This is a genomic window from Streptomyces sp. NBC_00466 (assembly GCF_041433995.1).
Classification (GTDB): Bacteria; Actinomycetota; Actinomycetes; order Streptomycetales; family Streptomycetaceae; genus Streptomyces.
The window spans coordinates 6,073,539-6,086,688 of the sequence record NZ_CP107896.1 but is presented as its reverse complement, the minus strand read 5'-3'; the positions used below and the strand labels follow the sequence as shown (position 1 = coordinate 6,086,688).

Below are 13,150 nucleotides of genomic sequence, written 5' to 3'. Positions count from 1 at the left end.
CGACGGCACCGCGCAGACAATGACATACGCCAGAAGCCGGGCGCCGTCCCCGCGGAATCCACCGCGGGGACGGCGCCCCGGTGCGTCCGGGACGGGAGCGGCTAGAGTCGGCCAGCATCGGCGGGCGCCGGCCCGTCGCAGGCCAGGGAGTGCATCGTGCTGATCCCCCACGACACCCGGATCGCCCTCAACATGGTGGTCGGTCTGGTGAACACCACGCCGGAGGGTGCGGACACCGACCCGCTCGCCGACATCGAGGGGCTGTACGCCTTCGTGCGCGACTACGACGTGAGCGGCGTGGGGCATCTCGGCGAGGACGACCGGCAGGCCGTGACCGGGGTGCGCCGGCAGTTCGCCGAGGTGTTCGCCGCACCGGGTCCCCACGAAGCGGCAGCGCTCGTCAACCGGCTCGTCGCGTCCGCGGGCACGACTCCGCAACTCACCGACCACGACGGTTACGAGTGGCATGTGCACTACTTCGCGCCCGGCGCCTCGGTCGCCGACCACCTCGCGGCCGACGGCGGGATGGCGCTCGCCTTCATCGTCGTGGCGGGCGAGCACGAGCGGCTGCGCCGCTGCGAGGCACCGGACTGCGGACACGCCTTCGTCGATCTCTCGCGCAACCGCTCCCGCCGGTATTGCGACAGCCGCACCTGCGGCAACCGCCTGCATGTCGCCGCCTACCGCGCCAGACGGAAGGCGGCCGCGGGCTGACGTCCGCCCTCACAGCAGGAACAGATCGTGCACGGCCGCCATGAGCAGCAGACAGCAGATCACCCCGAGGAAGATCATCAGGGGCGGCTGGGAGAGCGCGAAGAGGCAGCCACGCGGCTCGGGGGCAGGGGTAGGGACGGCGACATCGTCCCGGAAGGTATCCGGCATCTCGGGCCGATGATGACGCAGCGGAGCCGTTTTCGCCGGTCAACACGCATCTGTCGCTGGCCAGTTCGCTGAATCCCGTGACAGTCCGCCCGGCCGTCCGTGCCCCGGCCGGACGTCAGTGCGGCAGAATGCTGGACGCCCGGACGACGAGCTCGGGCTGGAGCATGACACCGCGGTGCAGATGCTCGCCGTCGCCCGCGTACCCGGCCTCCTCCAGGAGGAGTTCGGCCGCCATCCGCCCCATCAGCACCGCGGGCTGGCGTACCGACGTCAGCGGTACGGCGGCCGCCGCCGCGAACTCGATGTCGTCATAGCCGACGATGGCCATGTCCTGCGGCACCTTGACGCCCGCGGCATACAGCGACTGGAGCACGCCGAGCGCCAGCAGGTCGTTCACGCAGAAGACGGCGGTCGGCCGCGGCCCAAGACCGACCAGCCGGGCACCGGCGTCCCGGCCCGCCGCCACGTCGAGCCGGCCCGTGGAGATCTCCACCAGGGCCTCGGGCGGGAGCCCCGCCTCGTGGAGCGCGGCCAGCGCGCCCTTCCTGCGGTCCTGGATCTGGCGCAGTTCCGGCGGCCCGGTGACGAAGGCGATCGACCGGTGCCCCGCGGCGACGAGATGGCGTACGGCCAGGGTGCCGCCGTGGACATCGTCGACCGAGACCGCGCAGGAGTCGGCGCCGGACGCCACCCGGTCGACCAGGACCGAGGGGATGCCGTGCCGGCCGAAGTCCTCCAGGCTCTTCCCGGTGGGGTCGGCCGGGGTGACCAGTACACCCAGCACCCGCTGCTCGGCGAAGAGCGAGAGGTAGGCGGCTTCCTCCGCCGCGCTCTGGTCGCTGTTGCAGACCATGACCCCGAGCCCGGCACTGCGGGCGGCCCGTTCCGCCCCGCGGGCGATGTCCACGAAGAAGGGATTGCCCATGTCGAGCACGAGCAGCGCCACGATCCGGCTGCTGCCCGCCCTCAGCTGCCTGGCCGACTCGCTCCGTACATAGCCGAGTTCAGCGATGGCGGCCTGCACACGGGCACGGGTCTCCGACGAGACGGAGGCCGGCCGGTTGATGACGTTGGACACGGTGCCGACCGAGACGCCCGCACGTCTGGCCACGTCCTTGATGCCTGCCACGTCTGTCCCGCCTGCTGTACCTGGCTGTGTCCGGGCCGTCCCCGGGTGATCTCCGGCCGCCCGCACGGAGTGCGCTCATCGTACGGTCGCGCCCCCGCCCGGGCGAGACGGGCGTATCCCCGGGCCCGGCGGGCCCGTCCCGCACCCGGCCGTGGTCGGATGCCGTGGCCCTGCGGTCAGATGCCGTGCTTCTTGAGGATCTCCTCGATGTCGGAGAAGTCCTCGGTGGGTGCGGCGGTCTTGGGCGCCGGGGCCTTGGACGCGGCCCCCTTGGCCTGCGGCTCGGGCCGCGCGGCGGCCTGCGGCTGCGCTCCGGTACGGCCCGGCAACGAGGGCGCCGGGGCCGCGGGGGCGACCGCGTCCTGCTCGGCCGCCCTGGCAGCGGCCCTGCGTTCCTTGCGGGTGCCGCCGGAGCGGCGCTCGACAGCCCTGGTGGTCATGAACAGCAGCCAGGCGACCGCGAGCATCGCGAAGCCGAGCCAGACCGACGGCTTGAACGCGATGTCGGCCACCCAGCCGACGACCCCCGTCAGCACCAGTCCCACCGGGACGAGCGAGTACGCGAAAATGCGGGTCGCCGCCAGGAATCGCTTGCGGTACGCCGTGATCGCGGCGATGCCCAGCCCTGCCGCGGACACCGCGGAACAGACGGTCTCGGCAATCATCCGGTCTCCTCCAGCCATGGGTTCGCTTCCCTCCATCCTGCACCGGAGTGGGGTGCGCGGGCCACGTCCCGGTGCGACTTCAGGGACATCTCGGGGGCGGATCCTCCTCAGGTCCCGGTTGGGCCGTACCGCGTACGGCTGGGAGACTGGCGCCATGAGTGACTCCTCCGCCTCCCGCCGCGTCGTCCTGGACGTCTGGTGCGAGCTCCAGTGCCCCGACTGCCACAGCGCCCTGGACGACGTACGCGCGCTGCGCGCCCGCTACGGCGACCGTCTCGACCTGCGACTGCGCCACTTCCCGCTGGAGAAGCACCGGCACGCCTACGCGGCGGCCCAGGCGGCGGAGGAGGCCTTCGAGCAGGGGCAGGGCTGGCCGTACACGGAGGCCGTGCTCGCCCGCACCGCGGAGCTGACCTCCCGGGGCGAGCCGGTCCTGCTGGAGACCGCCGGTGAACTCGGCCTGGACACCGATGAGTTCGACACCGTACTGATCGACGGCCGGCACATGCTGACCGTCGACGCCGACCAGGCCGAGGGCAAGGCGATCGGTGTCACCGGCACTCCGACCTATGTCATCGGCGGCGAACGGCTGGACGGCGGCAAGAGCCAGGAAGGTCTGCGGGAGCGGATCGAGGAGATCGCCGACCGGCTGCTCGCCGCCGAAGCCTGAAGGGACCGCCGAGCCGCTGCTCCCTCCGGCGCCTGAGGCCTCCGCGGCCTCCGCGGCCGGAAAATGCGTCATCGCGGAAAGCCGTCATCACGGAAAGCCACCGTCACAGAAGGCCACCGTCACAGAAAGCCACCGTCACGAAAAGCAGCCGTCACGGGAAGCCCCAAAGGCTCAGAGCAGCCGCTTGGCGTAGAAGCGGTCGACCTCCTGGTAGCCGAGTGACGCGTAGAGCCGGACCGCCGGGGTGTTGGCCGCGAACACGCTCAGCTTGATCAGCCGGTCCCCGGCCGCCAGCGCCTCGCGCTCGGCGAGCAGCATCAGCGAACGGCCGTGGCCCCGCCCGCGGTACTCCTCGGCCACCTCCACGTCGAAGACGAAGGCGCCGCGCCGGCCGGGATCCAGTTCCCTCTCGGCGATCCAGACGTACCCGACCACCCCACCGCCCTCGACCAGGACGTCGATGGCGGTGCCGGGGGTCGTCAGGCCGTCGGGAAGGTTCTCCCGGTGGTCGGCCTCGGACTTGGCGCGGGCCCGGTCCTCCGGCATTCCACGCTCGGCCCAGGACCGGGCGTAGCCGTCGACGGCCCTGGCCAGCCAGGCCGGGAACTCGTCCTCGCGCATCCGGCGGCCCTCCACCCCGGAGGGCAGTTCCGGCGGCTGCTCCGGCAGTTCCTTCAGCAGGTGGCTGTTGAGCAGGGTGTAGCCGAGCGCATCGGCCATCCGCAGCGCTGCCGCGGCACCGGCCGGTACGCCGATCCGCACCCGGTCGCACCCCCAGCCGCGCAGCACCTCCTCGGCGGCGAGCGCGGCCACGGTGCCCCGGCCGCGCCCCCGGTCGGGCTCGTCGATCCGCAGCCCGCCGATCACACCGCCGGCGGGCCCGAACGCGGGGTCCGTACGGAGGTCGACGGCGCCCACCGGGCGGCTGTTCACGCAGACCTCGTAGGAGCGTGCCTTGGCGCCGTCGGCGCCCTGCTGAAGCGGCCCGGTCGGCCGCAGGGTGGTGGTCATCAGGGAGTTGTACCCGTCCTGCGGCCCCGCGTCATCCGAGTTCGGGGATGCCGGGGATGCACGGCCCGGCGTACGGCTCAGGGATCCAGCCGCTCCGCCGCGCGCTCGTCCCAGATCCGCATGGCCTTCGAGGTCACCGGGCCCGGTGCGTCGGCCAGTTGGCGTCCGTCGATCCGGTGGACGGCCTGCACATCGCGGAGCGTCGAGGTCAGGAAGATCTCGTCGGCCCGTTCCAGGACGTCCAGCGGCAGCTCGCTCTCCCGGGCTCCGGTCCACTCGACCGCCAGCGCACGGGTGATGCCTGCCAGACAGCCGGAGGAGAGCGGCGGGGTGTGCAGTTCGCCGTCGACCACGACGAAGACATTGGAGCCGGTCCCCTCGCACAGCGCGCCTGTGGTGTTCGCGAACAGCGCCTCGGTGGCGCCCTGTTCATGGGCGCGCGCGAGCGCGACGACGTTCTCCGCGTACGAGGTGGTCTTCAGCCCGGCCACCGCGCTGCGTTCGTTGCGTGCCCAGGGGACGGTGATCGCGGCGGTGGTGTCGGGGCGGCGCTTCGTACCGCCGAGTGCGACGACCAGGGTCGGGCCCGCGTCGCCGCGGTCGGAGCCGAGCGGGGAGAGCCCGCCGGTGTACGTGATCCGCAGGCGGCCCAGCGGCACCGGGTTGGCGTCGAGCACGGCCGCACAGGCGCGGCGCACCTCGTCCGGATCGGGATCGGGCAGGCCGAGTCCGCGGGCCGAGCGGGTCAGCCGGTCCAGGTGACGGGTGAGCGCGAACGGGCGTCCCCCGGTCGCCTTCACCGTCTCGAAGATGCCGTCGCCCACGGTCAGCCCGTGGTCGAGGACAGAGACCAGGGCGGCGTCCGCATCCCGCAGCCCGCCGTTGACCCAGATCTTCATGGAGTGGTCCTTCCGATCGTCTCGTTCGTCCCGGACGCTATCGCGAGCAGGCGGCCTGCCTTGAGCTCCGTCTCGTCCCACTCGCGTTCCGGGTCGGAGCCCCAGGTGATCCCGGCGCCGGTGCCGAAGCGCAGCACCGGCCCGCCGCTGCCGTCGCCGGTGCGGTCGATCCAGAACGTCCGGATGCCGACAGCCAGCTCGGCCGTGCCGCGGTCGGCGTCGACCCAGCCGATGCCTCCGCAGTACGGCCCGCGCGGCGCGGTCTCCAGCGCCTCGATGATGCGCAGCGCGCTCGACTTGGGCGCCCCGGTCACCGATCCCGGCGGGAAGGTGCCCGCCAGCAGGCGGCTCCAGCCGGTCCCCCCGGCCAGTTCCCCGCGGACCGTGGAGACGAGATGGACGAGACCGGGGTGCTGCTCGACCGCGCAGAGCCGCGGCACTTCGACCGTGCCGGTGGCGCAGACCTGGCCGAGATCGTTGCGTACGAGGTCCACGATCATCACGTTCTCCGCGTGGTCCTTCTCCAGGAGGTCGGCGGCGGTGCGCCCGGTCCCCTTGATCGGGCCCGACTCGACGGTCCGTCCCGAGCGGCGCAGATACAGCTCGGGGGACGCGGTCGCGATCTCCACCCCGTGCGCGGGCAGCCTGATCGTCCCGGCGTACGGCGCCGGATTGCCCCGGGCGAGCAGAGCGGTCAGGGCGTCGATGTCGGCGGTGTCAGGACCGGGCAGCGGCGCGGTGAGCACCCGGCAGAGATTGGCCTGGTACACCTCGCCCGCGGCGATCTGCGTACGGATGTGGCGGACCCCCGCCGTGTACGCGTCGTGGTCGAGCGAGGACGTCCAGTCACCGGCCGCCGGCCCCTGCCACCGGCCGGGCACGGCCGCGGGCACCGGCTCCGTACGTACGTCCCCGAAGCGGGCGCAGACCAGCCCGCCCTCGAAATCCGCGGCCACCGCCCAGAAGCCGGTGGAGTCCAGGGCGGCGGGGTCGCTGGTGACATCGCGCAGGTCACAGGCGACGCGGCCGCCGAAGCGGGCAAGGGGAGGGAGGCGGTCCACACCGGCGAGTCTAGGACGGGCCGCCGCAAAGCCGCTCCGGCACGAACGCACCGCAGCACGCTGCGGAAACGCGTTTTTGTGCTGGCCCGGGAATCCGCTAGAGTTCAACATGTCGCCGGGGCGCGCAAGCGCCGCGGGAATGACAAGCGGACGTAGCTCAGTTGGTAGAGCGCAACCTTGCCAAGGTTGAGGTCGCCAGTTCGAACCTGGTCGTCCGCTCGCAGGACCGGGGGATCTTCCCGACCCCCGTACTCCTGGTGGAGTGGCCGAGAGGCGAGGCAACGGCCTGCAAAGCCGTCTACACGGGTTCAAATCCCGTCTCCACCTCCAAGGACGATTAGCTCAGCGGGAGAGCGCTTCCCTGACACGGAAGAGGTCACTGGTTCAATCCCAGTATCGTCCACTGGATCCTTGCTTCGGCCGGGTTTCCGTCCCGCGCGATTAGCTCAGCGGGAGAGCGCTTCCCTGACACGGAAGAGGTCACTGGTTCAATCCCAGTATCGCGCACGCAGTAATGTCCGAACGTACCCGTGATTGTTCGCGGTACGAGCACCATCGGAAAGTCCCGCGCGATTAGCTCAGCGGGAGAGCGCTTCCCTGACACGGAAGAGGTCACTGGTTCAATCCCAGTATCGCGCACCGGAACAGGAACCCCCGGCCGTTTCCACGGCCGGGGGTTCTTCTGTTGGGCCGGCTCCCGCCCTCCGCGGTCAGGAGGAGAAGAGCATGTGCCCGAAGCCCCTGTTGTGGTGGCCGTGATGGCTGTCATGGTGGCCACCGCCGTAGTGGCCGCCGTGCTGCTGCGGGGCGCCCCAGACCGGCGCCTGCGGCGGGGCCGGATAGGCCTGCGGCGGCGGCTGCTGGCCCCACTGGGATTCAAGACGGGTCAGCGATTCCAGCTCCCCGTAGTCGAGGAATATCCCCCGGCACCCGCTGCACTGCTCGATCTGGACGCCATTGCGGTTGTACGTGTGCATCGGGGCATGGCACTTGGGACACTGCACCGGTTCAACTCCTCGCCGTTGGATCAGGACGGCTCAGCCTACGATGCCGCTCCGGGCGCCAACTCCGCCGGGACACCTGCGATTCGGGCGCATGAATCGAGCATCATCCGCTCGGCCTCGTCGAGCGGTCTGTTCGCTGCCGCCGACTTGGCCAGGGCGAGAGCGGCGGTCTGAACGGTCAGCGCCCTTGCGGGTACGTCCAGTTCGGGCCAGGGGTCGCCGTCCTGGCACACGGCGGGGCCGCCCGCCGCCCGGTACGCGGCGAGAAACCGCGCCCATGCGTCGGGCGCCAGCAGCCCGGCCGCGTACCAGGCCGCGGGGCGGGCCAGGTCCCAGGCGGGGTCGCCCCGGCCGAGGTCGTCCACGTCGATCAGCTGCCACGGGCCACGGTCCGCCGGGTGCCGGACGAGCTGTCCGAGGTGCAGATCGCCGTGGCAGAGGAACGAGTCGCGGGGCGCGGGCTCCTCGTCACGTGCCCAGGCGGGCAGACCGTGCCAGGCGCTCAGCACGGTCCCGGCCGCAGGCCCCGGGCGCGCGTCCCGCATCCGGGCCAGAGCGCGGGCCGCCTTGGCCGGGCCCCGCATCGGGGGCAGCGGAGCGGGCAGGGCCGCGGGCGGTACCGAGTGCAGCCGGGCGAGCAGGGCGGCGGCCTCTTCCCAGGGCGCCGCGCCGGGGGCCCCGGGGTCGACGGGGGTGCCGCGGGGCCACACGGTGACGGCTCCGGCCGCGCCCCACGCCGGGCCGGTGAGCGGCGGCAGCAGGATGCCGGCCAGGAGGGGGTGTGCGGCGACAGCCACCCGTACCGCGAGGGCGGCCGGATCCGTGTCCGTGGCGTGCGCCTTGGCCACGGCGGTGCCGTGCCGGACGACGGCGCCGTCCGGGCGGTCGGTGAGGACGGTGGCCTCGCGGCCGCAGTCGGGGCAGGGCGCGTGCGGCGGGTGTCCGGCACCGCGGGGGTGGGCGGCGCGTGCGGCGGCGGCGCCGAGCGCGCGTATCCGGGCGGTCGGGATCACGGTCTCCCCCGTCGGTGGGTCGGTGTGCGCCGGGAGCCTACGCGGCGCTCCGGGGTGTGCGGGGACGACCGGTAAGGCCCCGGACAGCGCGATGTCCGGCCAGCTCCCCAGCTGACCGGACAAACGCTGCCGTCCGCCGCACCCCCGTCCCCACGGGGTTGTTGGCCGGATGTCCCTGGCCCGGACCGCTCTCCCGGACCCGGGGCGCCGCTCAGCGCCCCAGCATCACGCCCACGGACGACGCCTGTGTGACCACTGCCTGCCAGCCTCCGAAGACGAACATCAGCAGTGCGGCGAGGGGAAGGACCATGGCGGTCGCCACCAGCGGGTGGCGGGTACCGGAGCTGCGGACGCCGAGCGCGGTGTGCGCCCTGCGTCCCTGCGTGCGGAGCATCGTCCGCGCTGCGGTGCCGGCCATGGACCCGTCCCTCTCCTGTCGGTTCGGCAAGCGGCGAGTACTGACCTCGGGGGACGAGTGCTGCACCCGCCGCTTGACCTCAAATCTAGGGGCGGAGCGGGTCCAGGTCGTCATGCCCGCGTACCGAATACCGGGCCTCCAGGAGGATGAGCCTCCGCGTGCCGGTCTACTCCCCTGGGTGGAGAACCCGGGAGTACGCCTGCGGGTCTTCCCCGAGGGGAGAGGCCGCCCGGACCCACCGCGGAACGGCAGCCGCACCCCGCCCGGCGAACCGGCGGGGGCGCTCAGCCTGCGGCTCCGGACGACCCGCGGCCGGTGACTTCACTCACGTCCCGGGCCCTCCGCGGTCCGCTGCCACCACCCGCGGACCTCCCCCGGCGGGCGCCGCGGCACGGGTACGGACGGTGCCCGCCGTACCCGTGCCCCGTACCGGACGGCTGCCGGGAAGGGCTCAATCTCCGTCCTGTGAGGGATCTTTGAGACGCGGCCCGCGCCAAGGCGGCCGGATACGCCCCGAGCTGACCGGGCTTCACCACGACCGGCCGGGCCGGGCAATCGATACGAGCGAGAGGGCGCGGCCTATGAGCACACCGGCCCGCGGGTACGTAAGCTGTGCCTCGTCAGACGGACCGGGCAGCGGGGATGGACATGACGATGATGCGGCTCCGGCGCGAGGATCCGCGTGTCGTCGGCTCGTTCAGGCTTCACCGGCGGCTGGGTGCGGGCGGCATGGGCGTCGTCTACCTCGGCTCCGACCGGCGCGGGCAGCGGGTGGCGCTCAAGGTGATCCGGCCGGATCTGGCCGAGGACCAGGAGTTCCGGTCGCGGTTCGCCCGTGAGGTGTCGGCCGCACGGCGGATCAGGGGCGGGTGCACGGCCCGGCTGGTCGCCGCCGACCTGGAGGCGGACCGGCCGTGGTTCGCGACGCAGTACGTACCCGGCCCCTCCCTGCACGACAAGGTGGCCGATGAAGGACCGCTGTCGGCAGCCGAGGTGGCGTCCATCGGGGCCGCGCTCTCCGAGGGTCTGGTGGCGGTCCACGAGGCGGGTGTCGTCCACCGCGACCTGAAGCCGTCGAACATCCTGCTCTCGCCGAAGGGCCCCCGGATCATCGACTTCGGTATCGCGTGGGCGACCGGAGCGAGCACCCTCACCCATGTCGGTACGGCGGTCGGTTCGCCGGGCTTCCTCGCGCCCGAGCAGGTGCGCGGCGCCGCGGTCACCCCGGCGACGGACGTCTTCGCGCTGGGCGCCACGCTCGCGTACGCCGCGACGGCCGACTCGCCTTTCGGGCACGGCAGTTCCGAGGTGATGCTCTACCGGGTGGTGCACGAGGAGCCGCATCTGTACGACGTGCACGACGCCCTGGCGCCGCTGGTGCGGGCCTGCCTGGCCAAGGACCCCGAGGACCGTCCCTCCACCCTCCAACTCTCCATGCGGCTCAAGGAGATCGCCGCCCGGGAGGCTCAGGGGCTCTCCGAGGGGCGCACCCCCGCGCAGCGCCGCGAGCAGGAGGTGGACCGGCCGACGGGACGGCTCGCCGCACCCCAGACCGAGCAGCACGCCCCGCCACGCCGCGCGGAGGGCGCCCAGACGCCCAGGCCGCAGGCGCCGCGCCCGTCGGCTCCGCACAGCGGTGCCCGGCAGGGGCCGCCGCACAGCGGTGCCCGGCCGGGGCCGCCGCGCAACACCACACGCTCGGGGGGCCGTACGAACAGCCGGCCGGGGGCCAGATCGGGCACCGGACGTCCGACTGCGGCCGGCCGCAGGACCGGACCGAGCCCGCGGATGATGCGGCAGCGTCTGATCGTCTTCGTCGTGGTGACGCTGATCGTCCTGCTCGGGATCGCGGCGGCGCAGCAGTTCTGAGCCGGGGCACGGTGGGCCCGGCGGGATCCGTACCCACCGGTCGGCGGCGACGAGAGCCCGCGGCGGCGTACGCGGCGAACGGTACGGTCAAGGGCCGTCCACCTCACACGGCCGGTACGCCGGGTTCAGGCGCCTCGCGGCCGGGTGGCGTAGAAGGCGACAGCCGAGGCCGCGGCCACGTTGAGGGAGTCGACACCGGCGTCCATCGGGATGCGGACGTGCTCGTCGACAGCGGCGAGTGTCCTGGGAGTGAGGCCGACGCCTTCCGTGCCGAAGACCAGGGCAAGGTTCTGGTCGTTCCGCGCGGCGAGTTCGTCGAGGGTGATCGCCCGCTCACTCAGGCACAGCGCGGCGACCGTGAACCCCTCGGAGCGCAGGGCCTCGACGCCCCCGGGCCAGGACTCGAAACGAGTCCACGGCACCTGGAAGACGCCGCCCATCGAGACCTTCACCGACCTCCGGTAGAGAGGGTCGGCACAGCCCGGCGTGAGGAAGACCGCGTCGACGCCGAGGGCGGCGGCGTTCCTGAAGGCAGCCCCCAGGTTGGCGTGATCGACGATGTCCTCGAACACGGCGACGCGCCGGGCCGCAGGGTCCCGCAGATCCGAAGGCAACGCCGCACCGACACCGGTGTGGCCCCCGGCCGACTCCATGACGACGGTTCCGCCGACCCTGGCGAGAAGTTCGCCGGAGTCCGGGAGCGGTTTGCGCTGCATCGAGGCGAGGGCGCCGCGGTGCACGTGGTAGCCGGTCACCTGTTCGGCGAGCTCGGGGCTGACGGCGTACACCGGGGCCGGGACCTCGTCGATGACATCGCGCATGACGTCGACCCACTTGGCCGACAGGAGCATCGACCGCATCTCGTACCCGGCGAGCCTGGCCCGGCGGATGACCTTCTCACCCTCGGCGATGAAGAGGCCCTCGGCGGGTTCGCGCTTGCGCCGGAGCTCGACATCGGTCAGGCCCGTGTAGTCACGCAGACGCGGGTCTTCGGGGTCATCGACGGTGATGAGATCAGCCACAGGGTGATACTGCCTTGTCCTGGATGAGGTGCCAACGGCTGGGCACGGAAACGGTAGGGCCTTCCGTTCGGATCAGGCCGGATCAGGGAGCGGGGTCCGACCCAGCGAAAGGCCCTAGGACCGGCCGTTCGCCGGTCCGATCCCGACGACGGGGCCGATGACGATGACGGCGGGCGGTCGTACCCCCTCGGACCTGGCCTTCTCCCCCACCGTCGCGAGCGTGGCGTCAACCCGGCGCTGAGCGGCCGTGGTTCCTTCCTGGACGAGCGCCACGGGGGTGTCCGGGCTCTTGCCGTGCCCGATGAGGGCCTCGGCGATGGCGCCGATCTTGTCGACCCCCATCAGCACGACGAGGGTGCCGCGCAGCGTGGCCAGGGCGGCCCAGTCGACCAGGGACCGCTCGTCGTCGGGGGCGACATGGCCGCTGACGACGGTGAACTCATGGGCGACGCCGCGGTGGGTGACCGGGATCCCGGCTGCTCCCGGGACGCTGATGGAGCTGGAGATGCCGGGCACCACCGTGCACGCGATACCGGCGGCGGCGAGGGCCTCGGCCTCCTCCATGCCCCGGCCGAAGACGAACGGGTCGCCGCCCTTGAGCCGTACGACGGCTTTTCCGGCCTTGGCGTGCTCGATGAGCGCGTTGTTGATGGCTTCCTGCGCCATGAACCGGCCGTACGGGATCTTCGCGGCGTCGATGACCTCGACGTGCGGGGGCAGTTCGTCGAGCAGGTCGCGCGGGCCCAGCCGGTCGGCGATGACGACGTCCGCCTCGGCGAGGAGGCGCCGTCCGCGCACCGTGATCAGGTCGGGGTCGCCGGGGCCGCCGCCGACCAGGGCGACGCTCGGGGCGCGGTCGCGGTTGCGCGGGGCGGCGAGTGTGCCGTCCCGCAGGCCCTCCACGATGGCGTCGCGCACGGCGGCCGACCGGCGCGGGTCGTGGCCGGTGAGTACGGCGACGGTCACGCCTTCGCTGCGGCCGGTGGCGGGCGTCCAGGCGGTGGCGGCAGCGGCGTCGTCGCTGCGTACGCACCAGATCCGGCGGCGCTCGGCCTCGGCGGACGCCACCTCGTTGGCCGCCGTGTCGCCGGTCGCGATCAGCACGTACCAGGCCCCGGCGAGGTCACCCTCCGCGTAGGCGCGCCGCTCCCAGGCGATTTCGCCCGCCGACACCATCGCCTCGACGGAAGGGGTGGCGGACGGCGAGATGAGCAGGATGTCGCCGCCGGCCGCGATGAGCGAGGGGAGGCGGCGCTGTGCGACCTGCCCGCCGCCGATGACGACGACGCGCCGGCCGGAGAGACGGAGTCCTACGGGGTAGGCGGGGTGATCGGCGTTCTCGGCCATGGCGTGGCTGGCTCCTCGCGCGGGGAGTGGGGCTGTGTACCGCTGCGACGGCGAAGCGGCTGGTGGGAGAGGGGTCGGCTCCCCGGGACAACTGTACGGTCCTGGGCGGTCCTGACGGGGTTGAGGGGCCGGGATCAGCGATCCCGGCCCCTCAACCCCG

14 protein-coding genes and 5 tRNA genes are annotated in these 13,150 nt (G+C 72.7%); 8 read left to right on the top strand and 11 right to left on the bottom strand.

The window, feature by feature from the left end; genetic code table 11:
• The first annotated feature begins 156 nt into the window (after positions 1-156).
• On the top strand, positions 157-714 hold the full coding sequence (locus OG210_RS27415) for a CGNR zinc finger domain-containing protein (protein ID WP_328324761.1): 558 nt from the start codon (positions 157-159) through the stop codon (positions 712-714).
• Between the two features lie 9 nt (positions 715-723).
• Here the strand turns inward: OG210_RS27415 and OG210_RS27410 are convergent, their stop codons facing one another.
• The 3 genes from OG210_RS27410 to OG210_RS27400 all read right to left on the bottom strand — a co-directional run bounded on the left by OG210_RS27410 (position 724) and on the right by OG210_RS27400 (position 2,676).
• On the bottom strand, positions 724-882 hold the full coding sequence (locus tag OG210_RS27410; RefSeq protein WP_328324763.1) for a hypothetical protein: 159 nt from the start codon (positions 880-882) through the stop codon (positions 724-726).
• A gap of 115 nt (positions 883-997) precedes the next feature.
• Complete coding sequence (locus OG210_RS27405; protein ID WP_328324765.1) at positions 998-2,011, bottom strand: LacI family DNA-binding transcriptional regulator; 1,014 nt, start codon at positions 2,009-2,011, stop codon at positions 998-1,000.
• A gap of 176 nt (positions 2,012-2,187) precedes the next feature.
• Complete coding sequence (locus tag OG210_RS27400; RefSeq protein ID WP_328324767.1) at positions 2,188-2,676, bottom strand: hypothetical protein; 489 nt, start codon at positions 2,674-2,676, stop codon at positions 2,188-2,190.
• Positions 2,677-2,830: 154 nt separating this feature from the next.
• Here OG210_RS27400 and OG210_RS27395 point away from each other — a divergent pair, with 154 nt between their 5' ends.
• Positions 2,831-3,346, top strand: a complete 516-nt coding sequence (locus OG210_RS27395; protein ID WP_328324769.1) for a DsbA family protein — start codon at positions 2,831-2,833, stop codon at positions 3,344-3,346.
• Between the two features lie 171 nt (positions 3,347-3,517).
• On the opposite strand, the gene OG210_RS27390 is transcribed toward OG210_RS27395, so the two are convergent.
• The 3 genes from OG210_RS27390 to OG210_RS27380 form a co-directional block, all read right to left on the bottom strand.
• Positions 3,518-4,357, bottom strand: coding sequence for a GNAT family N-acetyltransferase (locus OG210_RS27390; protein ID WP_328324771.1), 840 nt, complete (start codon positions 4,355-4,357; stop codon positions 3,518-3,520).
• A 77-nt stretch (positions 4,358-4,434) separates the two neighbouring features.
• Positions 4,435-5,256, bottom strand: coding sequence for an aminodeoxychorismate lyase (locus OG210_RS27385; RefSeq protein WP_328324773.1), 822 nt, complete (start codon positions 5,254-5,256; stop codon positions 4,435-4,437).
• Positions 5,253-6,317 (bottom strand): chorismate-binding protein, encoded by a 1,065-nt coding sequence (locus OG210_RS27380; protein ID WP_328324775.1) that lies wholly within the window; start codon positions 6,315-6,317, stop codon positions 5,253-5,255. The genes OG210_RS27385 and OG210_RS27380 overlap by 4 nt, the downstream gene beginning before the upstream one ends.
• Before the next feature lie 146 nt (positions 6,318-6,463).
• Between OG210_RS27380 and OG210_RS27375 the strand changes: the two genes are divergently transcribed.
• From OG210_RS27375 to OG210_RS27355, 5 genes are all read left to right on the top strand, one after another.
• Positions 6,464-6,536: transfer RNA gene (locus tag OG210_RS27375), tRNA-Gly, on the top strand.
• Between the two features lie 37 nt (positions 6,537-6,573).
• Positions 6,574-6,647: transfer RNA gene (locus OG210_RS27370), tRNA-Cys, on the top strand.
• A gap of 1 nt (position 6,648) precedes the next feature.
• Positions 6,649-6,720 (top strand) — tRNA-Val (locus OG210_RS27365).
• Between the two features lie 32 nt (positions 6,721-6,752).
• A tRNA-Val gene (locus OG210_RS27360) sits at positions 6,753-6,824 on the top strand.
• A 60-nt stretch (positions 6,825-6,884) separates the two neighbouring features.
• Positions 6,885-6,956 (top strand) — tRNA-Val (locus tag OG210_RS27355).
• A gap of 71 nt (positions 6,957-7,027) precedes the next feature.
• Here OG210_RS27355 and OG210_RS27350 read toward each other — a convergent pair.
• The 3 genes from OG210_RS27350 to OG210_RS27340 all read right to left on the bottom strand — a co-directional run bounded on the left by OG210_RS27350 (position 7,028) and on the right by OG210_RS27340 (position 8,752).
• Complete coding sequence (locus tag OG210_RS27350) at positions 7,028-7,321, bottom strand: zf-TFIIB domain-containing protein (protein ID WP_328324777.1); 294 nt, start codon at positions 7,319-7,321, stop codon at positions 7,028-7,030.
• A 38-nt stretch (positions 7,322-7,359) separates the two neighbouring features.
• Positions 7,360-8,334 (bottom strand): phosphotransferase family protein, encoded by a 975-nt coding sequence (locus OG210_RS27345; protein ID WP_371539127.1) that lies wholly within the window; start codon positions 8,332-8,334, stop codon positions 7,360-7,362.
• Positions 8,335-8,545: 211 nt separating this feature from the next.
• A complete protein-coding gene (locus OG210_RS27340) occupies positions 8,546-8,752 on the bottom strand; it encodes a hypothetical protein (protein ID WP_328324779.1) in 207 nt (68 codons plus the stop codon).
• Positions 8,753-9,400: 648 nt separating this feature from the next.
• Here OG210_RS27340 and OG210_RS27335 point away from each other — a divergent pair.
• Positions 9,401-10,621 (top strand): protein kinase, encoded by a 1,221-nt coding sequence (locus OG210_RS27335; protein WP_371540504.1) that lies wholly within the window; start codon positions 9,401-9,403, stop codon positions 10,619-10,621.
• Positions 10,622-10,746: 125 nt separating this feature from the next.
• Here the strand turns inward: OG210_RS27335 and OG210_RS27330 are convergent, their stop codons facing one another.
• Both OG210_RS27330 and cobA read right to left on the bottom strand, forming a co-directional pair.
• Complete coding sequence (locus OG210_RS27330; RefSeq protein WP_328324781.1) at positions 10,747-11,643, bottom strand: RNA methyltransferase; 897 nt, start codon at positions 11,641-11,643, stop codon at positions 10,747-10,749.
• Positions 11,644-11,757: 114 nt separating this feature from the next.
• Positions 11,758-12,990: a uroporphyrinogen-III C-methyltransferase gene (cobA, locus tag OG210_RS27325; protein ID WP_328324783.1), complete on the bottom strand. Its 1,233-nt coding sequence runs from the start codon at positions 12,988-12,990 to the stop codon at positions 11,758-11,760.
• Positions 12,991-13,150 lie beyond the last annotated feature (160 nt).

What these genes read in the sequence shown, in the direction of transcription:
- OG210_RS27410 (WP_328324763.1), bottom strand. Translation starts at nt 882, where the DNA reads ATGCCGGATACCTTCCGGGACGATGTCGCCGTCCCTACCCCTGCCCCC.
- OG210_RS27400 (WP_328324767.1), bottom strand. Translation starts at nt 2,676, where the DNA reads ATGATTGCCGAGACCGTCTGTTCCGCGGTGTCCGCGGCAGGGCTGGGC.
- OG210_RS27395 (WP_328324769.1), top strand. Translation starts at nt 2,831, where the DNA reads ATGAGTGACTCCTCCGCCTCCCGCCGCGTCGTCCTGGACGTCTGGTGC.
- OG210_RS27390 (WP_328324771.1), bottom strand. Translation starts at nt 4,357, where the DNA reads ATGACCACCACCCTGCGGCCGACCGGGCCGCTTCAGCAGGGCGCCGAC.
- OG210_RS27385 (WP_328324773.1), bottom strand. Translation starts at nt 5,256, where the DNA reads ATGAAGATCTGGGTCAACGGCGGGCTGCGGGATGCGGACGCCGCCCTG.
- OG210_RS27340 (WP_328324779.1), bottom strand. Translation starts at nt 8,752, where the DNA reads ATGGCCGGCACCGCAGCGCGGACGATGCTCCGCACGCAGGGACGCAGG.
- OG210_RS27335 (WP_371540504.1), top strand. Translation starts at nt 9,401, where the DNA reads ATGACGATGATGCGGCTCCGGCGCGAGGATCCGCGTGTCGTCGGCTCG.
- cobA (WP_328324783.1), bottom strand. Translation starts at nt 12,990, where the DNA reads ATGGCCGAGAACGCCGATCACCCCGCCTACCCCGTAGGACTCCGTCTC.